The sequence below is a fragment of the Pseudoalteromonas sp. P1-16-1b genome, assembly GCF_001401785.1.
Lineage (GTDB): Bacteria > Pseudomonadota > Gammaproteobacteria > Enterobacterales > Alteromonadaceae > Pseudoalteromonas > Pseudoalteromonas undina.
In genome coordinates, this window is sequence record NZ_LKGQ01000011.1 from 1 (window position 1) to 22,420 (window position 22,420).

The 22,420-nt window shown below is 39.1% G+C and carries 27 protein-coding genes and 1 tRNA gene; 16 read left to right on the top strand and 12 right to left on the bottom strand.

The window, feature by feature from the left end; translation table 11 throughout:
* Positions 1–88 (bottom strand) — tRNA-Ser (locus AN392_RS09435).
* A 252-nt stretch (positions 89–340) separates the two neighbouring features.
* On the opposite strand from AN392_RS09435, the gene AN392_RS09440 reads away from it, so the two are divergent.
* From AN392_RS09440 to AN392_RS09465, 6 genes are read left to right on the top strand one after another with little or no spacing between them, the layout of a single operon-like run.
* Complete coding sequence (locus AN392_RS09440; protein ID WP_008112034.1) at positions 341–1,006, top strand: Bax inhibitor-1/YccA family protein; 666 nt, start codon at positions 341–343, stop codon at positions 1,004–1,006.
* Positions 1,007–1,061: 55 nt separating this feature from the next.
* Entirely contained in the window at positions 1,062–1,415 is a 354-nt protein-coding gene (tusD, locus tag AN392_RS09445; RefSeq protein WP_055012550.1) for a sulfurtransferase complex subunit TusD, read from the top strand.
* A complete protein-coding gene (gene tusC, locus AN392_RS09450; RefSeq protein ID WP_024603060.1) occupies positions 1,412–1,768 on the top strand; it encodes a sulfurtransferase complex subunit TusC in 357 nt (118 codons plus the stop codon). Before tusD ends, tusC begins: the two co-directional genes overlap by 4 nt.
* On the top strand, positions 1,765–2,031 hold the full coding sequence (locus AN392_RS09455) for a DsrH/TusB family sulfur metabolism protein (RefSeq protein ID WP_010390171.1): 267 nt from the start codon (positions 1,765–1,767) through the stop codon (positions 2,029–2,031). Before tusC ends, AN392_RS09455 begins: the two co-directional genes overlap by 4 nt.
* 3 nt (positions 2,032–2,034) lie before the next feature.
* Positions 2,035–2,364 carry a TusE/DsrC/DsvC family sulfur relay protein gene (locus AN392_RS09460; protein WP_010390172.1) on the top strand — a complete coding sequence of 110 codons (330 nt, stop codon included), beginning with the start codon at positions 2,035–2,037 and terminating at the stop codon, positions 2,362–2,364.
* A complete protein-coding gene (locus AN392_RS09465) occupies positions 2,364–3,029 on the top strand; it encodes a pseudouridine synthase (protein WP_055012551.1) in 666 nt (221 codons plus the stop codon). Before AN392_RS09460 ends, AN392_RS09465 begins: the two co-directional genes overlap by 1 nt.
* 279 nt (positions 3,030–3,308) lie before the next feature.
* Here AN392_RS09465 and AN392_RS09470 read toward each other — a convergent pair whose 3' ends face one another.
* Positions 3,309–4,583 (bottom strand): diguanylate cyclase, encoded by a 1,275-nt coding sequence (locus tag AN392_RS09470; RefSeq protein WP_055012552.1) that lies wholly within the window; start codon positions 4,581–4,583, stop codon positions 3,309–3,311.
* 354 nt (positions 4,584–4,937) lie between these two features.
* On the opposite strand from AN392_RS09470, the gene mnmA reads away from it, so the two are divergent.
* From mnmA to AN392_RS09495, 5 genes are all read left to right on the top strand, one after another.
* Positions 4,938–6,038 carry a tRNA 2-thiouridine(34) synthase MnmA gene (mnmA, locus tag AN392_RS09475; RefSeq protein WP_010390175.1) on the top strand — a complete coding sequence of 367 codons (1,101 nt, stop codon included), beginning with the start codon at positions 4,938–4,940 and terminating at the stop codon, positions 6,036–6,038.
* Positions 6,038–6,640 carry a high frequency lysogenization protein HflD gene (hflD, locus tag AN392_RS09480; RefSeq protein WP_055012553.1) on the top strand — a complete coding sequence of 201 codons (603 nt, stop codon included), beginning with the start codon at positions 6,038–6,040 and terminating at the stop codon, positions 6,638–6,640. Before mnmA ends, hflD begins: the two co-directional genes overlap by 1 nt.
* A gap of 31 nt (positions 6,641–6,671) precedes the next feature.
* A complete protein-coding gene (gene purB, locus AN392_RS09485; protein WP_055012554.1) occupies positions 6,672–8,042 on the top strand; it encodes an adenylosuccinate lyase in 1,371 nt (456 codons plus the stop codon).
* An 80-nt stretch (positions 8,043–8,122) separates the two neighbouring features.
* Complete coding sequence (locus tag AN392_RS09490) at positions 8,123–9,265, top strand: cupin domain-containing protein (protein ID WP_055012555.1); 1,143 nt, start codon at positions 8,123–8,125, stop codon at positions 9,263–9,265.
* 9 nt (positions 9,266–9,274) lie between these two features.
* Positions 9,275–9,733, top strand: coding sequence for a GNAT family N-acetyltransferase (locus AN392_RS09495; protein WP_010390180.1), 459 nt, complete (start codon positions 9,275–9,277; stop codon positions 9,731–9,733).
* Positions 9,734–9,766: 33 nt separating this feature from the next.
* Here AN392_RS09495 and AN392_RS09500 read toward each other — a convergent pair whose 3' ends face one another.
* Positions 9,767–10,984 (bottom strand): pyridoxal phosphate-dependent aminotransferase, encoded by a 1,218-nt coding sequence (locus AN392_RS09500; protein WP_055012556.1) that lies wholly within the window; start codon positions 10,982–10,984, stop codon positions 9,767–9,769.
* Positions 10,985–11,113: 129 nt separating this feature from the next.
* A complete protein-coding gene (locus AN392_RS09505) occupies positions 11,114–11,458 on the bottom strand; it encodes an Hpt domain-containing protein (protein ID WP_055012557.1) in 345 nt (114 codons plus the stop codon).
* A gap of 131 nt (positions 11,459–11,589) precedes the next feature.
* On the opposite strand from AN392_RS09505, the gene AN392_RS09510 reads away from it, so the two are divergent.
* Positions 11,590–12,183, top strand: a complete 594-nt coding sequence (locus tag AN392_RS09510; protein ID WP_055012558.1) for a tRNA-uridine aminocarboxypropyltransferase — start codon at positions 11,590–11,592, stop codon at positions 12,181–12,183.
* Between the two features lie 18 nt (positions 12,184–12,201).
* Positions 12,202–12,984: a CLCA_X family protein gene (locus AN392_RS09515; protein WP_055012559.1), complete on the top strand. Its 783-nt coding sequence runs from the start codon at positions 12,202–12,204 to the stop codon at positions 12,982–12,984.
* A gap of 25 nt (positions 12,985–13,009) precedes the next feature.
* On the opposite strand, the gene dcd is transcribed toward AN392_RS09515, so the two are convergent.
* Positions 13,010–13,594, bottom strand: a complete 585-nt coding sequence (gene dcd, locus AN392_RS09520; protein WP_010390186.1) for a dCTP deaminase — start codon at positions 13,592–13,594, stop codon at positions 13,010–13,012.
* A 2-nt stretch (positions 13,595–13,596) separates the two neighbouring features.
* On the bottom strand, positions 13,597–14,673 hold the full coding sequence (apbC, locus tag AN392_RS09525; RefSeq protein WP_055012560.1) for an iron-sulfur cluster carrier protein ApbC: 1,077 nt from the start codon (positions 14,671–14,673) through the stop codon (positions 13,597–13,599).
* Between the two features lie 177 nt (positions 14,674–14,850).
* On the opposite strand from apbC, the gene metG reads away from it, so the two are divergent.
* Complete coding sequence (gene metG / locus AN392_RS09530; protein ID WP_055012561.1) at positions 14,851–16,875, top strand: methionine--tRNA ligase; 2,025 nt, start codon at positions 14,851–14,853, stop codon at positions 16,873–16,875.
* A gap of 57 nt (positions 16,876–16,932) precedes the next feature.
* On the opposite strand, the gene AN392_RS09535 is transcribed toward metG, so the two are convergent.
* Entirely contained in the window at positions 16,933–17,610 is a 678-nt protein-coding gene (locus tag AN392_RS09535; protein ID WP_235575582.1) for a hypothetical protein, read from the bottom strand.
* A gap of 159 nt (positions 17,611–17,769) precedes the next feature.
* Positions 17,770–17,955: a hypothetical protein gene (locus AN392_RS09540; protein WP_055012563.1), complete on the bottom strand. Its 186-nt coding sequence runs from the start codon at positions 17,953–17,955 to the stop codon at positions 17,770–17,772.
* A gap of 136 nt (positions 17,956–18,091) precedes the next feature.
* On the opposite strand from AN392_RS09540, the gene AN392_RS09545 reads away from it, so the two are divergent.
* Positions 18,092–18,622, top strand: coding sequence for a DUF3365 domain-containing protein (locus tag AN392_RS09545; protein WP_055012564.1), 531 nt, complete (start codon positions 18,092–18,094; stop codon positions 18,620–18,622).
* A gap of 25 nt (positions 18,623–18,647) precedes the next feature.
* On the opposite strand, the gene AN392_RS09550 is transcribed toward AN392_RS09545, so the two are convergent.
* Positions 18,648–19,154 carry a DUF2937 family protein gene (locus tag AN392_RS09550; RefSeq protein ID WP_055012565.1) on the bottom strand — a complete coding sequence of 169 codons (507 nt, stop codon included), beginning with the start codon at positions 19,152–19,154 and terminating at the stop codon, positions 18,648–18,650.
* A gap of 394 nt (positions 19,155–19,548) precedes the next feature.
* Between AN392_RS09550 and AN392_RS09555 the strand changes: the two genes are divergently transcribed.
* A complete protein-coding gene (locus tag AN392_RS09555) occupies positions 19,549–20,262 on the top strand; it encodes a flagellar brake protein (protein WP_055012566.1) in 714 nt (237 codons plus the stop codon).
* A 60-nt stretch (positions 20,263–20,322) separates the two neighbouring features.
* Here AN392_RS09555 and lepB read toward each other — a convergent pair whose 3' ends face one another.
* From lepB to AN392_RS09570, 3 genes are all read right to left on the bottom strand, one after another.
* Positions 20,323–20,973: a signal peptidase I gene (gene lepB / locus AN392_RS09560; protein WP_082424799.1), complete on the bottom strand. Its 651-nt coding sequence runs from the start codon at positions 20,971–20,973 to the stop codon at positions 20,323–20,325.
* Between the two features lie 123 nt (positions 20,974–21,096).
* Complete coding sequence (locus AN392_RS09565) at positions 21,097–21,351, bottom strand: DUF2999 family protein (protein ID WP_008113615.1); 255 nt, start codon at positions 21,349–21,351, stop codon at positions 21,097–21,099.
* An 87-nt stretch (positions 21,352–21,438) separates the two neighbouring features.
* Positions 21,439–22,401, bottom strand: coding sequence for a zinc-binding dehydrogenase (locus AN392_RS09570; protein WP_055012567.1), 963 nt, complete (start codon positions 22,399–22,401; stop codon positions 21,439–21,441).
* Between the last annotated feature and the right edge of the window lie 19 nt (positions 22,402–22,420).

The window sequence follows — 22,420 nt, forward strand, 5'->3', positions numbered from 1 at the left end:
TGGAGAGATAGGGATTTGAACCCTAGAGGGGCTATAAACCCCTGCCGGTTTTCAAGACCGGTGCATTCGACCACTCTGCCATCTCTCCGCACGGCCTGAATAATAGGGAAACCCTTGGGCTTTGTGAAGCTTTTTTTTCATTTTTTTGTTCAAGTGATTAAAAAACAACTAATTTGTTTAAACATAAAGCAATGAGAGCAAATCCTAACCGGCAAATGAACTTTTATTTAAATTTAGTTGTCTATTGATCTACAAAGGTTTGCCCAAACATATAAGAGTTGGTAATCTAATTTTAGTTAAATTACAGGAACTACTTAGTTTCACTTACAGGAGCTCTACAATGGCGTTTAATCAATCGTACAATACTGCAAAGCCGGTAATGTCGACCATTGAAACAAACAAAGTGCTTAAAAACACTTATTTCTTACTTGCAATGACACTTGCATTTAGTGCAGTCACTGCCGGTATTTCAATGGCACTGCAATTACCTTACTTTATGGGACTTGTATTCACACTAGTTTCATTTGGTCTACTTTTTGTTGTTAATAAAAAAGCAGATACAGCATCTGGTGTATTTTGGGTGTTTGCGTTTACAGGATTAATGGGAGCCGGCTTAGGCCCTCTACTAAATCACTACGCACAATTACCTAATGGCCCTATGCTAATTATGCAAGCGCTAGGTTCTACGGCGTTAATCTTCTTTGGTTTATCTGCTTATGCGCTTAACACTAAAAAAGACTTCTCATTCATGGGTGGCTTTTTAACTGTAGGCTTAATTGTGGTTATCGTGGCAAGTATTGTAAATATTTTCTTAGGTAGCTCGTTAATGTTTATGGTTCTAAACGCAGCAGTTGTATTAATCATGTCTGGCCTGATTTTGTTCGATACGAGCAGAATCATTAACGGCGGCGAAACAAATTATATCCGTGCAACTGTATCTTTATACCTTAGCGTATATAACCTATTTACTTCATTACTTGCCTTACTTGGCGCAAATAATGACTAATTAAATAGTTCTGTTAAAATAGCCCCTTTATTGGGGCTTTTTTATTGGAATAGTTTTGGCACGCTTTGTACTTTCTTTACATACTCCACCATCAGATCACGATACCACTCAACGTATTGTTAAGTTTGCTCATGCCTGCCTAGCGCAGGGACATAGCGTTGATGCGTTATTTTTATACCAAGATGCTATTTATCATGCTTCAACTCATTTTGAGTTAGCCTCAGATGAGTTAAGTACTCTCTCACTTTGGCAGCAACTGGCTGAAAAAAATATAAATCTAATGTTATGCGTTACTGCGGCTGAAAAGCGAGGCTTAGATATAAAAAATACCGGCGCATTTGCTGTTGCAGGCTTAGCTGAATTTGCCATGCTGGCCAGTGAAGCAGATAAATGGATACAATTTAAATGATTAATGTACTCGTAATTAGTCAGTCAAGCCCATTTGATGACATGCATATCCGCGATGCACTTGATATGACCCTTATTTTTGCTGCCGTAGATCAAAATATTAGCTGGTTGTTTAGCGGCCCAGCTGTGTTAGCGCTTAAAAAAAACCAAAAGCCAAATAGTTTAGGTATCAAAGATTTTTTTAAAAACATTAAAATGTTGGAAATCTATGATGTTGAAAATATTTACGTTTGTGAAAAGTCACTGATTGATTATGGTTTAAGTAAAAGTGAACTACTCATTGAGGCAAACATAGTAAACTTTAATGCCCAAAAACAGTTAATTCACAATCAGCAGCATGTGGTGACCCTATGAGTACTTTACATATTTTTTCAAAACCACTGAATTACTACAGTACCCACAGCTTAGACAATCTAATTATGCTCACAGACAGTGTTTTACTCGTGGGTGACGCTTGCTTTGCAAAAGGGCAATATAGACAATTTGCTGACTCACTTTATATTTTAAAAGATGATGCAGAAGCTCGAGATATATCATTAAATATGAACGACAAAGCAATTAGCTATGATGAGTTCGTTACCCTCAGTTTAACTGCAAAACAATCAATTACTTGGTGAACCATGTTGGAATTTAATAATCAAACAATAGACACTGATAAACAAGGTTATTTGCTAGATCATACTGTTTGGTCAAAAGAGTTAGCCAATGTTATTGCAGAGCAAGAAAACATCACATTAACTGAGCAGCATTGGGAAGTTGTTAACTTTGTGCGAGAGTTTTATCTTGAATATAACACTAGTCCAGCCATTAGAATGTTAGTCAAAGCCATGGCTAAAGCACTCGGTGAGGATAAAGGGAACAGCATGTACTTATACAAACTTTTTCCTAAAGGGCCAGCCAAACAAGCAACTAAAATTGCGGGTTTACCTAAACCTGCACGGTGTATTTAATGAAGCATAAAACTGAACATTCGCCCTCCTCAAAGGGTAAGCGCAATACAGGCCGTACTTACTCTCGAAGTGGTATCAATAAAAGGACAGTAAAAAGACCAATAAAGCCGGCAATAGCGCAGAGCGATAAAAAAGTCATTTTATTTAATAAACCTTATGATGTTCTTTGCCAGTTCACTGACGATCAAAATAGGCAAACATTGGCTAATTTTATTCCTATAAAAGATGTTTACGCAGCAGGTCGTTTAGACAGGGACAGCGAAGGGTTGTTGTTATTAACAAACTGCGGCAAGTTACAAAATACACTCACAGCGCCTGGTAAAAAAACCAACAAAACCTATTGGGTTCAGGTTGAAGGGACCCCAACACAAGCATCTATCGATGCTTTAAATAAAGGTGTCGAACTAAAAGATGGCATCACCTTACCCGCTGAAGTAACTTTAATGGATGAACCAGCGCTTTGGCCAAGAACTCCTCCTGTGCGAGAGCGTAAATCAATACCTACATCATGGCTAAGTATTACAATTAACGAAGGCAGAAACCGTCAAGTTAGACGCATGACAGCTCATGTTGGCCACCCTACTTTGCGTTTAATTCGCTACAGTATCGGTAAATACACGCTAGAGGGAATAAATAGCGGAGAATTCAAAGATATTGATAATTAACCATCAAGTTGTGTTAGGGTCTGTTGACCTTTCAAGGTTAAATTTGCAGCAGTCTGTTTGGTATTTAGGCAAGGCAAAGCCTATGTGGTGTGGTTATTCCCCATAAATAGGCGATAACGCAGCATCAATGCCAAACAGGCGCTGCCCTTTGGGTTCTGCCTAGGGGCGATTTACTCTTTGTTGCTCGGCTTTTACTTAGCCCACTAAGTTACAAACCTCGCGCCGCGATTAAACCGCCCCTAGTTTGAACAAATTTTAATCCGCAAAGGTCAACAGACCCTAATTATCTGTAGCTAAAGCAATACAATTTCTTCCTTGTTTTTTCGCGTAATAAAGTGCGTTATCTGCTTGTTTAAAAAATTGTGCATGATCGCTATCGTGTTCATGCTCTATGGTGTTTATTCCCATACTGACAGACAATATACCTGTAAAGCTGTCTTTGTGGGGAATGGCCATTTTTTCAATCGATTTTTGTATTTGTTCGGCAATAAATAATGCTCCTTGCTTACCTGTTTGAGGTAACAGCACGACAAACTCTTCTCCTCCGAATCGCGCTACAAAATCTTCTGGCCTGCAGACGGTTTCAGCTAATTTTTGCGCAACTTGAAATAAACATTTATCTCCTTCGAGATGACCATATCGGTCGTTATACTTTTTAAAATTATCGATATCAATAATGATCATCGAAAGCTCACGATGCTCGTTCGATAACTTGTTAAATTCAGACGTAAGTTTTTCATCAAAGCGACGCCTGTTGGCTATTTTAGTGAGTGAGTCTAAAAACGCCATATCACTGAGTATTTCTTGAGTTTTTAAACGCTCAGTAGCATCGTTGAATATAGCAATAAATTCTCCTTCAACACTGATACCAGAAACTTGCATCACAATTTCACTGCCATCTTTACAAGAAATCCTGTAATCATTAGCTGGAATATCATCATTATTTTGATTGGCTTGCTCAAGTGACTCCTGCCATAACGTTTGTGCAAATGTTCTGTAATCTTTTTCAGGGTAGGCTAATTTCCACCAAACATTAAGATTAGGTACGTCTTGTAACGTGTAACCAAATACATCAATAAAACGTTGGTTCACTTTTAAAATATCACCAGTTACCATACAAACATCACATACCGGTAAGGGTAGAATCGTGAATAACCGCGCATAATGACTCAACTCATGCTTGCGCATAGGGTGTTGGGTAGTGCTTATAACATTATAGTCTTGTTCTTTGTTTTCACGTTCAAGCGATACATTCATTGAAGCGACAAAATGCCACTCTACCCACCATTTCTCTAACTGGCTTAAAATTGCCTTTTGTGATGATTTTAAAGAGCCTAAAGAGGATTCTATAAGCCTAAACAGCTCAACAATCGGATTAGGCTCTTGATAAAGATAGGGAGCTGGCACAGTTATAATGTCATAAAATAACTTATAAGCTGATTCTTTGAATTGCTGTAGTGAATAATCGTCTTCAAAAGTAAGATTTGACACCGTTTTTTCGGACGCATTCAGCACAAACGACTTAACCAAATGTGATTGCGAGGCGTAATTCATATATTCATTCCATTGATTATATTTTAGGTTATTTAAGTATTTACGTGTTTAGATACTAATTAAGATATGGTAGGTAATCTCAAATGTAAAGTTTTGTTAATGAAGAATAGCGTTACATAATTAAATACGACAAAAGCAACTTACAAAGTATGAAGCCATCAATATAATTCATCCCTTTTCATTAGCCTAAAAATGAGTAAATTACACACCAAACTACGCCTTACTAACCATTGGATGGAAAAAGTTACAACAAAATCTATTCAATCCCCCATCCTCTCTTTAAGCACCAACAAAATACATGCTATAATCGCGGCCTTTCCAAGTTAACAGTAATCTGTATAAGCGAAATTATTCATGAGCGAAAATAGTCATATTAAAGTCATCGTTGGTATGTCCGGCGGTGTTGATTCTTCTGTATCTGCATATTTATTAAAACAGCAAGGCTACCAAGTAGAAGGCTTGTTTATGAAGAACTGGGAAGAAGATGACAATGATGAATATTGCGCTGCTGCTGAAGATTTAAAAGATGCACAAGCTGTATGTGACAAGTTAGGCATTGAACTTCATACCGTTAATTTTGCTGCTGAATACTGGGATAATGTATTTGAATACTTTTTAGCAGAATACAAAGCGGGTCGTACACCCAACCCAGATATAATGTGTAATAAAGAAATAAAATTTAAAGCGTTTTTAGAGTTTGCTGCGCAAGCACTTGGTGCTGATTTTATTGCAACTGGTCACTATGTGCGCCGAGAGCTACGCGATGACAAATACGTAATGTGCCGAGGCCTAGACGATAACAAAGATCAAAGCTACTTTTTGTATACACTAAGCCATGAGCATATTGCGCAAACACTATTTCCTGTCGGAGATATTGCCAAACCAGAAGTACGCCGCATTGCTGAAGAACAGGATTTAATTACCCATGATAAAAAAGACAGCACCGGCATTTGTTTCATTGGCGAGCGTAAATTCAAAGATTTTCTGCAAAAGTTTTTGCCTGCACAACCTGGAGTAATTGAAGACACCGATGGTAACAATGTAGGTGAGCATGAAGGCTTGATGTATCACACCCTTGGCCAGCGTAAAGGTTTATTAATTGGTGGCATGAAAGAAGGCTCGGGCGAACCATGGTACGTGGTAGATAAAGATATAGAACGAAATGTTCTTGTTGTTGGTCAAGGTAAAGATCACCCTCGCTTGTACAGTAACGGCCTTAATGCAAACCAATTACACTGGGTAGATCGTGTTGGCCCGCAAGGTACAACTCGCTGCACCGTTAAAACTCGCTACCGTCAAGAAGACTTAAGCTGTACATTACTCGTTGGAGAAGATGGTATGGCACGCGTATTGTTTGATGAGCCGCAAAAAGCCGTTACCCCAGGACAATCCGCCGTATTTTACGCTGATGAAGTCTGTTTAGGCGGTGGTATTATTGATTCGGTGATTAAGTAATGAATCAACATCAAGTCATGGCACTTGCTGCCATGTGCCAAGTAGCAAAACAAGTACAAAAGGTTGCTCAATACGGTCGTTGTGATGAACATGACTTATCAACGTTGTTATCAAGTATTGTGCAAACCTCACCCGCCTCTCCTGAGGATGTATACCAAGGCACACAAAATTTGCGTGATGGCTATAAAACATTAATGGCACAACTGAGTGCCGGTGCTCAAAAAGATGTTGAAATAGTTAAATACGTGGGTGGCTTAATGCAGTTAGAGCGAGCCCTTAGTGCCAATAGTAAGAGCCTCAATGAATTAGGTAAACGTATTGATGATATTCATCGTCGTTTAGATCATTTTGCTATTACCGATGACAGTGTTGTTGCCGGTTTAGCAGATATATACTCGTCGGTGCTAAGCCCCCTTGGGCACCGAATCCAGGTTTATGGTAAACCCGAGTTATTAAAACAGCAGCTCACTCAAAACAAAATCCGTGCGTTACTTTTAGCCGGTATTCGTAGTGCAGTATTATGGCGTCAAATGGGCGGCAAACGTCGTCATTTCTTTTTTGCAAAAAGAAAAATTCTCGCCATTGCTAAAACAAAAATTTAATTATCGTTCAAACTAAAATTTAGGAGTTATTATGGAGCTTTCAGCGTTAACGGCTATCTCTCCGGTTGATGGTCGCTACGGCAGCAAAACCACTGAACTACGCAGTATTTTTAGCGAATTTGGATTAATCAAATACCGTGTAACCGTTGAAGTGCGTTGGTTGCAAGCGTTAGCTGCAGCAAGCGATATAAAAGAAGTCCCAGCTTTAAGCGAGCAAGCAAACGGACTATTAAATGCTATCGTCGATAACTTCTGTGAAGCCGATGCGCAGCGTGTTAAAGACATTGAACGCACCACTAACCATGATGTAAAAGCCGTAGAGTACCTACTAAAAGAAAAAGTAGCTGATAACGCTGAATTACATGCCATTAATGAATTTATTCACTTTGCATGTACATCTGAAGATATTAATAATCTATCTCACGGTTTAATGTTAAGTGAAGCACGTAACAATGTTATTTTACCTTATTGCGATGAGCTATTAAGCGCAATTAAAGAAAAAGCTGTTGAATACAAAGCCATTCCAATGATGACTCGTACGCATGGGCAACCTGCAACCCCATCAACTATGGGTAAAGAGTTTGCAAACGTATACATGCGTTTAAAGCGTCAACGTGATCAAATTGCCCAAGTAGAAATGCTAGGCAAAGTAAATGGTGCTGTAGGTAACTACAATGCTCACCTAAGTGCTTACCCTGATTACGACTGGCATACTCACGCAGATAAATTTGTAGCTAGCCTAGGTTTAACACTTAACCCGTTTACCACACAAATTGAACCGCATGACTACATTGCAGAACTATTTGATGCTATTGCGCGTTTTAATACTATATTGCTCGATTTTGACCGCGATATGTGGGGATACATTGCGCTTAATCACTTCAAGCAAAAAACCATTGCTGGTGAAATTGGCTCATCAACTATGCCACATAAAGTAAACCCTATTGATTTTGAAAACTCAGAAGGTAACTTAGGTTTAGCTAATGCCATATTAGGTCACTTAGCGCAAAAGCTGCCTGTTTCTCGTTGGCAACGTGATTTAACTGACTCAACCGTATTACGTAATTTAGGTGTAGGTATGGGTTATGCTGTTATTGCATACCAATCTACACTTAAAGGTGTAAGCAAGCTAGAAGTTAACGAACAACGTTTAGCCGATGAGCTTGACCAAAACTGGGAGCTACTAGCAGAGCCAATCCAAACAGTAATGCGTAAATACGGCATTGAAAAGCCATATGAAAAGCTAAAAGATTTAACGCGTGGTAAACGTGTAAATCAAGAAATTATGGCTGATTTCATTGATGGTTTAGATTTACCAGACGCTGCAAAAGCAGAAATGAAAAAGCTAACCCCAGCCAACTACATTGGTCGCGCTGTTGAGTTTATTGATGATTTAGTTTAATTACTCAAATCTACTAATAAAAAGCGAAAGGTACCTGCCTTTCGCTTTTTTCATTTAGGTCTTAACGTTATAGGCATTCTATGTATCAATTAAAAATAAATGAATTATCTGAGCAAGCGTTTTTAAATCAATATTGGCAAAAAAAGCCACTGTTAATCAAAAGAGGTTTTAGTGACTTTAAAGATCCTCTTGATGCCAATGAACTGGCAGGCCTTGCCATGGAAGACAGCATAGAGTCGCGTATTATAACCAACCATAACCAGCAATGGCAGTCCCATCAAGGGCCGTTTGAAGATTTTGAAATACTCACCGATGAGCACGCTACTTTATTAGTGCAAGCAGTCGATCATTGGCACCCAGAAGCCGCACAATTGCTTGAACCATTTCGTTTTATTCCTAACTGGCGTATAGATGATTTAATGATCAGCTACTCAACCCCTGGCGGTGGTGTTGGACCGCACTTGGATCAATATGATGTATTTATTATTCAAGGAGAAGGCAAACGCCATTGGCGAGTAGGCTTACCTGATGCCTCATTAAAGCAATTTGCTCAAAATAAAAGCTTGTTACAAGTTGAAGCCTTCACCGCAGTAATTGATTGTGTTTTAGAGCCTGGTGATATCTTGTACATACCACCAGGTTGTCCGCATGAAGGCTATGCCATTGAAAATGCTTTAAACTACTCGGTCGGATTTAGAGCACCTAATCAACAAGATTTACTGTCTAGCTTTGCAGATCATATTATTGACACAGAAAGCGGTCAAAAACGTTACACGGATCATACCCTCGCGCTACGTGATTCAAAAGGTGAGCTTACGCAAAGCGAAGTTGATAAAGTAAAAACGTTAATGCAGGCTTTAATAGAAAACGACAGCTTATTTAAAAATTGGTTAGGAAACACATTAAGTCAACCTAAGCATGATATGGATTTAGCCCCTGAAGAAAACCCGTTTAGTACAGCTGAAATTATGCAACAACTTGACAGTGATATGACATTTGAGCGTCTTGGTGGCACGCGTGCAATTTACCAATGCATCGGTGATGAGCTGCTTTTAAGTGTTAATGGCGAAAACTACCCTTTACCGCTATCTGATTTAGAGGCTGTAAAACAGCTAACTGATTTTATTGAATTTGATAGCAGCTTGCTGAATTCAACCACACCTAGCCTAGATTTTATCGAAACCTTTACTACACTGGTTAATGAGGGTATTTGGTTTAGCTAGGAGGAGGCTATGGTTTATACTGTTGACAAAGTTGATTGGCAAAGTGAAAAAGATCAACTTCAACAAATAAGAGAGCGTGTTTTTGTTTACGAATTACATATTCCAAAGAATATTGAATTTGATAGCTTAGATGCGCTCGCTCAACATATTCTGGTTACCGATAATATGCACTCACCTGTTGCCACAGGTCGATTATGTAATGATGGTTTAATAGGAAGAATTGCCGTACTACCCCAGCACCGCAATCGCAACGTTTATAAATCTCTACTTAATTTCATTGTAAAGCTTGCCGCAGAGCAAGGTATTGAGGCTGTCAGTATTAACTGTATTTTAAATGAAGTAGAACGATTCAAAAATAACGGCTTTACTGTGCAAGGGCACGTTTTTATGGAAGCTGGCATTCCAAGACAGAGAATGGAATGCCCCATCACATGCTTTGAAACACGGCCATTTACTTTAGTGCATTAACCAAAAAACGAGCCATTTGGCTCGTTTTTTACTTTATTCTTGTCGGTAATCTTTGAAGAACCGCTGCATTTTCATCATCGCACTGCTTAAATCATCTTTATTAGGTAAAAACACTAATCTAAAATGATCGGGATCTGGCCAGTTAAAAGCGCGCCCATGTACTAATAATATTTTTTCTGCCTTTAACAAGTCAAACATCATTTGTTCATCATTTTTAATATTAAACAATTTTGTATCAACTTTGGGAAATGCATACAGCGCCCCTTTTGGCTTTTTACAGCTTATCCCCTCAATTGCATTTAATCCACGCCAAGCAATATCTCGTTGCTCGTATAAACGGCCTCCGGGGTCAATTAAGCTATCAATGGATTGTACCCCACCCAATGCTTGCTGAATGGCATATTGAGCAGGGACGTTTGCGCATAAACGCATTGAGGCAAGAATATCGAGGCCTTTAATTAAATCTGTCATTAAGGCAGTGCGCCCGCTTAACACCATCCAACCCATTCTAAGACCAGCGGCGCGATATGTCTTAGCTAAACCGTTAAACGTAATAATGGGAATATCGTCGCACAATGCACCAATAGAAGTATGGGTAACGCCGTCGTACAGAATTTTCTCGTATATTTCGTCACTTAACAGTAAAAGCTTGTGCTCTCGGGCAATGTTGATCAATTCTTGAAGCAAGGCATCACTGTACACAGCCCCTGTTGGATTATTAGGGTTTATTAACACCAATGCTTTAGTTTTTGAGGTGATTTTGCTTTTAATATCATCAATATCAGGAAACCAATCTTGCTCTTCATCACATAAATAGTGAACAGGGTTACCGCCTGCTAACTTTACCGACGCAGTCCAAAGCGGATAATCGGGTGCAGGAATTAATACTTCATCGTCATTATTTAACAACGCTTGAGTGACCATTTGAATCAGTTCACTCACACCGTTACCAATGTAAATATTATCAACGTCTAAGTTGTGTAAACCACGCTGTTGGTAATGCTGATAAATAGCAACACGCGCAGAGTAAAGCCCTTTAGAATCACAATAGCCTTGAGCAGAATATAAATTACGAATAATGTCGCGGTGCATATCTTCTGGCATATCAAAACCAAACGCCGCGGGGTTACCAATATTAAGCTTAAGTACTTTTTGGCCCTCATCTTCCATTTTTTTAGCTTGCACTAAAACGGGGCCACGGATGTCATAACAGACGCCGTCTAATTTATGACTCTTTTTTATTTCTGACATTGTTACCTCTAAAGAGCAAGTTAGCCTTAAGACTAACTCAGTAAAGCCTTGAATTACTAGGGGAAATTAAGCGCTTAAAACTGAAAAAAATTCACGTTAACACTTTATTCTGTTCTTCATTAAACGGGTTTATCGCTGAGCGTGCCACTCATTTAATTTTGCTTGCGAGCCAGTAACTTGCGCCATTAAATTATTTGCTGCATCAACAACCTGCTCGTCATTCCCATTATTTAAATTATATTCAATTAAACGTGCTACCTCGGCTAAACTTGCCGCTCCAAATTGAGCCGCATTTGATTTAAGGCTATGAGAATGGCGAATTGCAGCCTCTTTATCTTGGCCAAGCGCTGCAATAGTTTCGTTCCCTAAGCGCTCAAATTCCGCACAACAAAATTCCAGCGTATCTGGAAATTGTTCACCTAATAGCGATTCCATACTTTCTAAAGCGGATTCGTCGATACTGATTTCTGTCATATTGATGCCCTATAATGCGTTCCTGCAATTTATATTTCATCTCTTACTCTATATCTAAGCACAAAAAAAACCAACTTTATTAATGCAAAAATGTATAATTAAGTTAAATGTATTAATCGAATGGTTAGCTTATGGCACGTGCCCTTTGTGAACGCTGTAATTTTTCGCTAAGCACCTGTATTTGCAATGCAATCACCTGTGTTGATAATCAAACTCAGGTTGTTGTGTTACAGCACCCCAGTGAAGCAAAAATTAGTAAAAATACGGCACAGTTATTGGCATTAAGTTTAACGCGATGCAAAATAATTATAGGCGAAAATAATCAAGATTTTGCTTGCTTGCAAAAGCTGCCGCTCAGCTCGACGGTGTTACTCTATCCAAACGAGGACGCAATTGAGTTAGATGTAGCTAATGACAATGAAAACGTGCGACCCATTACACATTTAATAGTGCTCGATGGTACATGGAATAAAGCCTTTAAAATTTTGCAATTAACCCCACTATTACAACAGTTTAAAACAGTAAGCTTTCGCCAAATTCCCACGAACCGTTATACTATTCGTAAAGCCCCAAGAGCAGATAGCTTGTCAACCCTAGAGGCAGTAGCGCATAGTTTGTTGCTTATTGAAGCAATAAATCCAGCACCCTTGTATGGTTTATTAAATGAATTAATTACCAAACAAACCCAACATATGCCCGCTCACGTAAAAGCACGTTACCTGTAATTAAAAATGAAATAACCAATGCGTAATACCCCTTCTCGATTAAAGCGTGGATTTTCACGCCAAGGCCCTGACTATCGTTTTGACGACCAAGTTGATTTTAGCGATATTAGAACGACTTTTGGTTTTCGTTCGATGGTAGTTGGTAAATGGGTGACTAAAGAAGAGCGATTTATTAGTGCCAATCTAATTTATGATGCGCTAGCTGATTTAGCGCAAATTTTACATTTACCGCCAACAGCAATTGGCCTTCGCGGTAAGCTTAACTTTGCCTTTGGTCACGGTGGGCAAAAAGGCGTGCAAGCACACTATAATGCTTACGATCAAACTCTCGCACTGGCAAAAAACGCAGGCGGCGGTGCTTTAGCCCATGAGTGGTTTCATGCATTTGATCATCATATTAGTGAGCATTTATTTAAATCAAAAACTCGGTTTGGTTTCGCCTCTAAGTTATGGTTATCAAACTCTCCCGATTTGAGCCATCCACTTAATGATGCACTTAATCAATTTTATAAGCGGGTATTTTTAGCGCGAAACGGGGAAGATGCGAATGAATTTGTACAACGCTGTATCGCGTTTGATAAGGCACACAAGCAGCAATACATGAGTATGCCAGAGGAGCTTGCAGCTCGGTGTTTTGAAGCCTGTATAAATCAGCACCAAACAATAAAAAATAGCTTTTTGGTCAGTGGATTAAGCAGTAATAATTTAATTTACCCTGAGCTTAGCCAAACGCTACAAGCCAATGAAGCACTTAACCAATATTTTCAATTATTAGGTTACGCGCTTCATCAACAAACATAGTAATCGTTTCTAAAAATCAGAATTACTATTTATCATCACTGATACGACTTGCCACCGCGCTATTCTGATCTTTATATTTTGCATCAACACGGGTGTTATACGGGTTTTCACATGGACCGGTGAGCGTTTCAAAGCTCATTGCACCAATCTTCATCATGGGTCTAAGTGCAAGTGGCAGTTTACCCGAGTTATAAAACTCTAAAACAATATTACCACTCCAACCAGGGTCGATTCTGTGTGCGGTTACATGCACCATTAAACCTAAACGTGCCAGCGACGAACGCCCATCTAACCAGCCAACAATATCTGCAGGTAGGGTTACTTTTTCATAGGTTATTGCTAATGCAAGCTCGCCGGGGTGTAAAAAGAATGCTTCGCCTTCATCTAGTACAATTTCGTCGCTCATAATTGATTCTAAGGCTTTATTAAGCTGATCTTTTGGACCACTTAAGTCAACAAAAGCGGCATTATGGGCATGAAAAGTTCTAAACTTATTACCCAAACGAAGATCCGCAGTCACCCCAGAAATCATTTCACTGGTCGGGGCGGGCTCAATAACAATGCGCCCGTCGTTTAAATATTCTTTTATATGTGTATCTGAAAGTCTCATTTTTAATCTTCCGTAATCACAACTTCAATCGCGTTGTGATGTTGTTGATAATAAAGCGTACTGGCGATGAGCCGTGCGGCTGCACTGTAAGTTTCACTTATAGCGGCACTTGCATCATTGGCAATCAATTTACCTTGTTCAGAGGATTCTCTGATATTAATCGCAAGCGGAATATGTGAAAGCACAGGAACACCATGCTTCATGGCTAATTTTTGTGCGCCATCTTTACCGAATACATGATTAGCTTCGCCGCAATGTCCGCAAATGTAATGGCTCATATTTTCAATTAAACCAAGCACTGGCACGTTTACTTTATTAAACATAGCAATGCCTTTTTGCGCATCTGCCAACGCTAAGTCTTGTGGCGTTGTAACAATTACAGTGCCACTGGCAGGTACTTTTTGGCTCATGGTTAATTGAATATCGCCAGTGCCTGGGGGCATATCGACGATTAAGTAATCAAGCTCACCCCAATCGGTTTCATTTAATAGCTGACTAAGCGCGCCTGAGGCCATAGGACCGCGCCATACAGTTGCATCGTCGCTAGGCACTAAAAAGCCAATAGATTGCGCTTTAATACCGCTGGCATCAAATGGTTGTAATTGTTTGTTGTCTTTAGTGACAGGCTCACTGCCTACCAAACCTAACAACATAGGAATAGACGGTCCATAAATGTCGGCATCTAAAATGCCTACTTTAGCGCCCTCGTTTTTAAGCGAACCGGCAAGATTTACAGCCGTAGTAGATTTGCCTACCCCACCTTTGCCTGAGGCCACTAAAATAATGTGCTTTATGGCTTTAAATTTTGCAGGCTCTTTAAGTGCCACAACCGCACTTACATTTACCTCGATTTTAAGTCGCTCAGCTAAAAAATTAGCAACATGCGGCATTTCAGATTGCGCGGCAAAAGGAAGAGTGAGTTTAACAATAATTGATTTATCGGTGTTTTGAGTAATATCAGCAATAAAATCTTGCTCAATACCCACAGCAAAAGCGGCACTGCGATAGGCCGCTAAAGCAGAAATAATCGGTTGTTTTTGCACCGATTTAGCAGAGAATAGTTTCGACAGTCCAAACATAGCAATAAAATAGCGTTTCTTTGATGAAAAGTGCCACGGAATTATGTAACATTCAGGGCATTAACACCAGTCAATTAGTAAATATCAATAAGCAGTGTACTCTGTTACTACCGCGCTTATCGATAATGTAATAATTTTCATCTGTTCCTAGCTAGGAACGCTTAATTTGGAATGATTATGGCACAGCGAAAGATCCTGATTACTAGCGCATTACCTTATGCCAATGGCCCTACCCATTTGGGGCATTTATTAGAGTATATTCAAACTGATATTTGGTCGCGTTTTCAAAAACTACAAGGCCACGAAGCATACTACGTGTGCGCCGATGATGCTCATGGCACACCTATTATGCTTAATGCGCAAAAGCAAGGGATCACGCCAGAGGAAATGGTTAAAAACGTTAGCATAGAACGCCAACGCGATTTTGCTGATTTTAATATCAAATTTGATAATTACCACAGCACTCACAGCCAAGAAAATAAAGAATTTAGTGAGCTTATTTATAACCGCCTTAACGATGCCGGTCATATTAAAAAGCACACTATTTCTCAGTTATTCGATCCAGAAAAAGGTATTTTTCTGCCAGACCGCTTTGTTACTGGCTCCTGCCCTACCTGTAAATCAGAAGATCAAAACGGTGATAGCTGTGATGCCTGTGGCGCAACTTATAGCCCAACAGAGCTAATCAACCCACGCTCTGTCATGTCGGGTGCTGAGCCTATTTTAAAAGATTCTGAGCATTACTTTTTTGACTTACCAGCCTTTGAAGGCATGCTTAAAGAATGGCTACACTCAGGCACAATCCAGCAAGAAATGGCGAACAAGCTAGATGAGTGGTTTGCCGATGGTCTTCAGCAATGGGACATTAGCCGTGATGCACCTTATTTTGGTTTTGAAATTCCAAACGCACCAGGTAAATATTTTTACGTATGGCTAGATGCGCCTATTGGTTATATGGCGAGCTTTAAAAACTTATGTGACAAACAAGGCATCGACTTTGATGCGTTTTGGCAAGAAGGGTCTGACGCTGAGCTTTATCATTTTATTGGTAAAGACATTATCTATTTCCACAGCCTGTTTTGGCCTGCGATGTTAGAAGGCGCTCAATTTAGAAAGCCTACTAACGTATTTGCCCATGGATTTGTTACTGTTAATGGCGCGAAAATGTCTAAATCAAAAGGCACGTTTATTAAAGCGCGTACTTATTTAGATAACCTAGATCCTGAATTTTTACGTTATTACTACGCAGCTAAACTTAACAGTGGTATTACCGATTTAGACTTAAACCTTGAAGATTTTGCACAGCGTGTAAATTCAGACTTAGTGGGTAAAGTAGTTAATATTGCGAGCCGTTGTGCTGGCTTTATTACTAAAAAGTTTGACGGTAAGTTAAGCGACACAATTCTGGAACCACAACTGCTTGCTGAATTTCAAAATGCCTCAGCCACTATTACTGAACATTACGAAAATCGTGAATACAGCCGCGCAATTCGTGAAATTATGGCGCTTGCTGATAAAGCAAATCAATTTATTGATAATGCTGCGCCTTGGGTGCTTATTAAAGACGAGTCTAAGCAAGAAGAAGCGCATCAGGTATGTTCGTTAGGACTTAACTTATTCCGCGTACTGATCACTTACTTGAAGCCTGTACTGCCTGGTATGGCGACAAATGTTGAAGCCTTTTTAAATGATGAGCTTACATGGCAAGGTGTGCAAACTGCACTAATAAGCCACCCTATCAATAAATTTAAGCCGTTAATGCAACGTGTTGAAATGGACAAAGTGAATAAAATGGTTGAAGAATCAAAAGAAAGCTTAATCGCTGAAAAAGACAAAATCGATCCTAATAGCCCACTGACAAAAGAGCCTATCGCAGCTGAGATTGAATTTGATGACTTTGCAAAAGTAGATTTACGCGTTGCTAAAATTGCTAAAGCAGAGCACGTAGAAGGTGCTGACAAACTGCTTAAGTTAACTCTTGATTTAGGCGGCGAAACACGCCAAGTATTTGCAGGCATTAAATCAGCCTACGCACCAGAAGACATCGAAGGAAAGCTAACCGTGATGGTTGCTAACCTTAAACCACGTAAAATGCGCTTTGGAATGTCTGAAGGCATGGTACTTGCCGCAGGCCCTGGCGGTAAAGAAATATACATTCTTAACCCAGACGATGGTTCAGAGCCTGGTATGCGAGTAATGTAAACTCTGCTCTAGTTTAAAAAAGCCGCTAAATATTTAGCGGCTTTTTTATTGTTGACGTTATTTAGCTAAGGCGACTACTTTTGCCAAATGAATCACTAAGCATTGGGAGCTAATATAGATAAACCAATTTATATAGCGCACCTGAGGATAAAAACCTTGCCCTTGGTTACCATAAATCCAAAAAGCACCAATAATGGCATCGGCCAATGCAGCAAGGAAAAGCCCTAAGCTCACCCACATTATTGGTTTGGGCGCATGAAACCCACCATAAGCAATAACCAACATAAGGCCCATAAGCGCCACGGCAGTTACCACCACACTATAAACGCCGGTCATAGCTAAAATAGGTATACCAGCCCCATCAAGGTACATAGTTGCGAGCGACGTAGCACTTATCACCAGTACAACAAGCATAAAAAGTACGCTTTTTAATCGCGATATAGCTTGCTGCCTTTTATAGGCCAACACACAGGCTAAAAATAAAAGGCTGTAGCCAGGTGCAAAAAATAAAATTGAATCAATTAAGTAGTCATGCTTTATTAACGTTGCATAGCGATGATAGTGTTGGGATAGGTTAAAGTTTATTACATCCCCTACTGTGCACAGCATTAAAGCTGCGCTACATAGAACCGCTATAAAGCGTAACTGCTTATCTTTAAACTGATGAAATACCCAAGCAGAAATTGCCACACTATTAAACATCAGCAAACACAGCGAGCTCACTGTTAAGAACAATAAAATTTCTTTATTGTTAGGTGTAAAAAGTCCTATCAACATCACAACCAAAGCGCATAGCCAAGCAATAAAAGAAATAACTTGATGAGGGTGTTTTATAGTTATGTAATTGATTGCACTATCCAAGTTTGAAATTCATAAATTTAATTTAGCAAATTATTATCGCTTAGGGTTTATTTTTTTATGCCCCGTTTGCATTTCTTTTTGTGTTTTTAGCCGACATTGTGCCAACTGCTCAAGTCGAATAGCTTTAATTGCCGCCAAGGGGTCATCAGCACTAAGTCCACCAGCATCATAGGTGTTTTGTTGATTTATTACTTTATTATCATCTTGTTTAGTATACATATTATTCTCACTTGGGACCGTTTATCGATTTTAGCCGCGGTACATCGAATAAAAAAGTGCTGAAACACTGTACGATTTAGTTGAAAAATACCTGACACTCTATATATTAGTAGTTACTAATATTAAGGGGCCTATTATGCGCATTATTTTACTTTTTTCCAGTTTATTTATTTCATCCGCTGCTTTTGCTAACAATGTTGACGATGCGCGCAAAACTATCAAGGCATTTTCAACTGATTTAAGACAAGTACTGGTTAGCACAATGCAACAAAATGGACCTATAGCAGCAATAAGTGTATGTAATACAGCCGCACCCGCTATCGCTTCACAACACAGCAACAGTACATGGCAAATTAGCCGCAGTGCGTTAAAAACACGTAACCCAGATAATCAACCCGATGAATGGTTAAGAAATGTTTTATTAAACTTTGAACAACGTAAGCTCAATGGCGAGCCTATAGCAAAAATAGAACACCAAACACAAAGGTCAGATGGCTGGTATTTTATAAAAGCGATCCCCACTCAAAAGGCGTGTTTAGCATGTCATGGCAGTGACATTGCCCCCGCAGTTTCTAAAAAAATAGCGACTTTATACCCTAATGATCAGGCAACTGATTTTAAACTGGGTGACATTCGTGGCGCATTTGTAGTTAAAAAAGCCGATTAAAAAGCACCAACAGTAATTACTGTCATTAAGCATTAGCTGCGTTTCGTTTTCTTTGGGCAACATATAAAGTATACGGCAACATTACGAGCTGATTTAATATGATAGCTAATATCAGCGCAAACAATAATGCACTGGTGGTTAAAGGGATCCCTAACTTAAAGTTATTGAGTGTATTTTGTAATCTTTCAAAACGATCAGGGGAGAATATATACAGCAATTTTTGCACTAAATTACCTTGCTCAAATAGCTTCATACCTTGATTTAAGTCTGCGAATAGCATCAAGGTTTGCTGTTTTTGTTCTGCATCGGCTCTGACACTCGGTTCCGTGTTTTCTAAATGACGGTTTATCATTGCTTGTGTGCTAGAAAATTTATATTGCTTTGCTGTATCTGCATAGCCATCAACTTGCCACTTGGTCGCATGATACAAGCCCGCTAAATGTTGTTGGTAATGATCACTTAGCTGCGGTAGTTGCAATGCAATAATAAAAGCGCAAGCAAATATTAATTTATCGAACATGTTAACGATCATCATAATCCTTTGTGCTGCTCTAATTTAAACAGATAGATGGTGTTACTATGCTATACCATTTACTTAGTTAAGTGACTTACTTTTATGTAGATAAATTTTATCGAGAGAAAGGTAAATAGTTATTTCAGCTCGTAAATAATAATCCTTAACGTGATAAATGGTAGTATAAGTATGATTTCAATACCAAAGCGCTAAGTTTTTATTGATCACCTTAATGTTTACGTGTTGCTAAAATAGCAACATTTCTGTAGATAAAACCCCGTGAATAGCTGAAACACTTACTAGAACGAGCATAAAGTATTAATACCTAATTCTAAATGCCCTCTTTAATACTAGTGATTTTTACACTATATTAAAAGATAATTAAGCGTCTGTTAATATTGAGAAAGAGTTTGTGGAAGCGAATAAAAATAATACCACTGTTGAAGAGAAAGCAACTGAAGATCAAAAAAAGTTTTTCCTCGATTTACTTCCAGGGAAATTAATTGATATACAATTTAACAACCCTATTCAGGTTCGCTTTAAACTCACTTTAATCGGCTACGACACCGGTAAATATTTAATATTAAAATACCCTGCTCAAGCAGGTAAAAACGACTACAGCGATATTTTAGTTGAAGGTAATGGCGCCATTGTTCGTTATATCATCGAAGATGAGCGCGGTGAATGTGTGGCTTTTTCTACCAGTATATTAGCGATTTCATTTCGCCCTGAACGCTTAATTTATCTAGCGTACCCTAAAAAAATCGAAAGCCGTCAATTACGTGAAACTAGCAGACTACCGACTCATATTCCAGCTAAAATAAGTTTACACAAAGGTGATATAGACGCCGATAATAAGAGCTTATTGCATGGGTTAATCATTGATATTTCACCCAGTGGCTGCCGTTTTGCGATACATGTGAGCTCTGGATTTGTAGCGCTAAAAAAACGCCAAGTATTTGTGCATATTTTGTCTCCGATAGACAATAAGTCTGTCATAGTCACGTCCTATATCAGAAATAATCAAATGAAGGGGAATCGCCTTAGTGTTGGTATCGAGTTCGATGCATCAGAGCAAACTAAGCTAAATGAGCTACTCGAAGCGTATTCAATTGATATAGACTAGAAAAATCACAAACGAATTAAGGCTAACACCTTATGGTTAGCCTTGCTAACAGCAGTTCTATTACTCTAAAGGTTTTAAAAATCTTTCTGTTCTAGGTAAATAATAGTTATCGTAATCAAGCGATACAATCACACGCTCGGCTTTACCTAGTAATTCATCACGTGGGATGAGCCCTATTACTCTAGAATCTGCACTATTATCACGGTTATCACCCATGGCTAAATAGTAGTGTTCAGGAATTGTTATTTCATCAAAGCTCGATAAACGTGATGGTGTATTACTAACGCGGATTGAATGCTTATAACCATTTAAGTTTTCTATTTTATCTGAAGAAGTCGTCTTACTTTGCAAATGTGTGTAATTAAGCTTTTCGCCGTTGATTATAAGTTCATTATTTTTAAGTACAATAGTATCTCCAGGTACACCTATTACTCGCTTAATCAAACGGTTATCCGCTACTTTCGAGTCAAATACAATAATATCGCCAGTTTGTGGGTCCCCCATTCTCAACAGGGATACATGCGTAAATGGTATACGTAAATCATACGCCATTTTATCGGTAAGGATTCGATCGCCTTCTTCAATAGTTGGTTTCATTGAACCTGTTGGTACTTCATACCAATCGGCGACGGCACTTCGAAATACACTCATTAAAATAATGAATACAATTAAAGAACGATTATTTTTCCAAAATTTATAAAGTCGCTTCATGTTTTGTCTCTGCTATGGGTTAAGTATTTATTTGACTGTATAAACGCAGAGCCGTTCAAAGGAGTGTGTAACAAAACATGTTTAATGATAGAAACATGTATAAAACATGCCTCTAAAGATGGTTTACTGCTGATTTAACTTGTCTTTCGCTTCTTGTACTTTTGCAAAATCAAGACCTAATTCATCAGTGGCTTCTTTAATCAAATGCGGTTGAGTCATCACCACAGCCATTAGTTGCTGAAGCTTTTCAGGTGGTATGCCCAGCTCTTGCACTAATGCCATAGCCATCATTGGGTTTTGGGTAAATGCTTCAAACAACGCAGCTACTTTTTCATCACTAACGTTGTGCTCTTTTAATATTGCAATAATTGGATTCATTATTTGCCTTAATATTTTATAGTGTTCACTAAATTATATGGGCGCACAGCCTAATTAACAATATTAATCCCGCTGTGCTTGCTTATATCATTCAACCAGTAGCACAACTTTACCTGAGTTTTCATTACCCTCTAAAATGGCATGAGCCTCACTGGCTTGCTTCCATGACATGGTTTTATAAATATTAAAGTCATAGTTCTGATTGGCAATATCATCGTAAAAACGCGAGACAAAGGCATCTCTCAGAGCTCGTTTAAACTCAATACTGCGATTACGTAGTGTTGATGCATGAAACGAAATCCGCTTTTGTAATAAACGTGCAAAGTCTACTTCTGCAAAGCGCCCGTCTAAAAATGCCAGCATAATAATCTGACAATCCATTGCGGCCACTATGGCATTTTTATTTAAATAGCTACCAGAAACAGGGTCAACAATTGCGTTTGCAGTTAGCTTATTTGATTTCATATACTCAACAAAATCAGTGGTTTTATAATTAATTACGTGGTCAGCACCCAACCTTTTAGCATGTTCACACTTTTCATCCGAACCCGCGGTAATCACTACTTGTGCACCAGCACTTTTTGCCATCTGAATAGCCGCACCACCAACACCACTGGCACCGGCATGAATAAGCGCCGTTTGCCCTGATTGTAACTTGCCTAATTCAAATAGCGCACCAAAGGCTGTTAAATACACTTCGCTTATAGCAGCACCTTGCGCCATAGAGATATGATCGGGCAATATCATTAACTGCTGCGCATCTACTGCGACGTATTCACTGTAAGCGCCACCAGCACATAAAGTAAAAATACGCTTACCGAGCCATTTAGGGTCTACCTCACTGCCAAGCTCACACACGGTGCCTGCACACTCAAGTCCTAAAATAGGGCTATCTCCTTCAGGAGCAGGATACTTACCTTGACGCTGCATACAATCAGCGCGGTTTACCCCAATCGCTGCCACTTTTACTAGCACTTCATTGTTATTAACCTTTGGTTTATCGGTTTTCGAAAACGCTAACTGCTGCTCATGATGTGAAATGTACTGCATAAGTCTCCTTGTATTGGGT

Excerpts from the sequence above, each read along its gene's own strand:
- AN392_RS09495 (WP_010390180.1), top strand. The coding sequence starts at position 9,275 with ATGGTTTATACTGTTGACAAAGTTGATTGGCAAAGTGAAAAAGATCAA.
- metG (WP_055012561.1), top strand. The coding sequence starts at position 14,851 with ATGGCACAGCGAAAGATCCTGATTACTAGCGCATTACCTTATGCCAAT.
- AN392_RS09460 (WP_010390172.1), top strand. The coding sequence starts at position 2,035 with ATGTTGGAATTTAATAATCAAACAATAGACACTGATAAACAAGGTTAT.
- AN392_RS09565 (WP_008113615.1), bottom strand. The coding sequence starts at position 21,351 with ATGAATCCAATTATTGCAATATTAAAAGAGCACAACGTTAGTGATGAA.
- lepB (WP_082424799.1), bottom strand. The coding sequence starts at position 20,973 with ATGAAGCGACTTTATAAATTTTGGAAAAATAATCGTTCTTTAATTGTA.
- AN392_RS09470 (WP_055012552.1), bottom strand. The coding sequence starts at position 4,583 with ATGAATTACGCCTCGCAATCACATTTGGTTAAGTCGTTTGTGCTGAAT.
- AN392_RS09550 (WP_055012565.1), bottom strand. The coding sequence starts at position 19,154 with ATGATCGTTAACATGTTCGATAAATTAATATTTGCTTGCGCTTTTATT.
- dcd (WP_010390186.1), bottom strand. The coding sequence starts at position 13,594 with ATGAGACTTTCAGATACACATATAAAAGAATATTTAAACGACGGGCGC.
- AN392_RS09465 (WP_055012551.1), top strand. The coding sequence starts at position 2,364 with ATGAAGCATAAAACTGAACATTCGCCCTCCTCAAAGGGTAAGCGCAAT.
- AN392_RS09570 (WP_055012567.1), bottom strand. The coding sequence starts at position 22,401 with ATGCAGTACATTTCACATCATGAGCAGCAGTTAGCGTTTTCGAAAACC.
- hflD (WP_055012553.1), top strand. The coding sequence starts at position 6,038 with ATGAATCAACATCAAGTCATGGCACTTGCTGCCATGTGCCAAGTAGCA.
- AN392_RS09510 (WP_055012558.1), top strand. The coding sequence starts at position 11,590 with ATGGCACGTGCCCTTTGTGAACGCTGTAATTTTTCGCTAAGCACCTGT.
- purB (WP_055012554.1), top strand. The coding sequence starts at position 6,672 with ATGGAGCTTTCAGCGTTAACGGCTATCTCTCCGGTTGATGGTCGCTAC.
- AN392_RS09500 (WP_055012556.1), bottom strand. The coding sequence starts at position 10,984 with ATGTCAGAAATAAAAAAGAGTCATAAATTAGACGGCGTCTGTTATGAC.
- mnmA (WP_010390175.1), top strand. The coding sequence starts at position 4,938 with ATGAGCGAAAATAGTCATATTAAAGTCATCGTTGGTATGTCCGGCGGT.
- AN392_RS09540 (WP_055012563.1), bottom strand. The coding sequence starts at position 17,955 with ATGTATACTAAACAAGATGATAATAAAGTAATAAATCAACAAAACACC.
- tusC (WP_024603060.1), top strand. The coding sequence starts at position 1,412 with ATGATTAATGTACTCGTAATTAGTCAGTCAAGCCCATTTGATGACATG.
- AN392_RS09505 (WP_055012557.1), bottom strand. The coding sequence starts at position 11,458 with ATGACAGAAATCAGTATCGACGAATCCGCTTTAGAAAGTATGGAATCG.
- AN392_RS09490 (WP_055012555.1), top strand. The coding sequence starts at position 8,123 with ATGTATCAATTAAAAATAAATGAATTATCTGAGCAAGCGTTTTTAAAT.
- AN392_RS09455 (WP_010390171.1), top strand. The coding sequence starts at position 1,765 with ATGAGTACTTTACATATTTTTTCAAAACCACTGAATTACTACAGTACC.
- apbC (WP_055012560.1), bottom strand. The coding sequence starts at position 14,673 with ATGTTTGGACTGTCGAAACTATTCTCTGCTAAATCGGTGCAAAAACAA.
- AN392_RS09515 (WP_055012559.1), top strand. The coding sequence starts at position 12,202 with ATGCGTAATACCCCTTCTCGATTAAAGCGTGGATTTTCACGCCAAGGC.
- AN392_RS09545 (WP_055012564.1), top strand. The coding sequence starts at position 18,092 with ATGCGCATTATTTTACTTTTTTCCAGTTTATTTATTTCATCCGCTGCT.
- AN392_RS09440 (WP_008112034.1), top strand. The coding sequence starts at position 341 with ATGGCGTTTAATCAATCGTACAATACTGCAAAGCCGGTAATGTCGACC.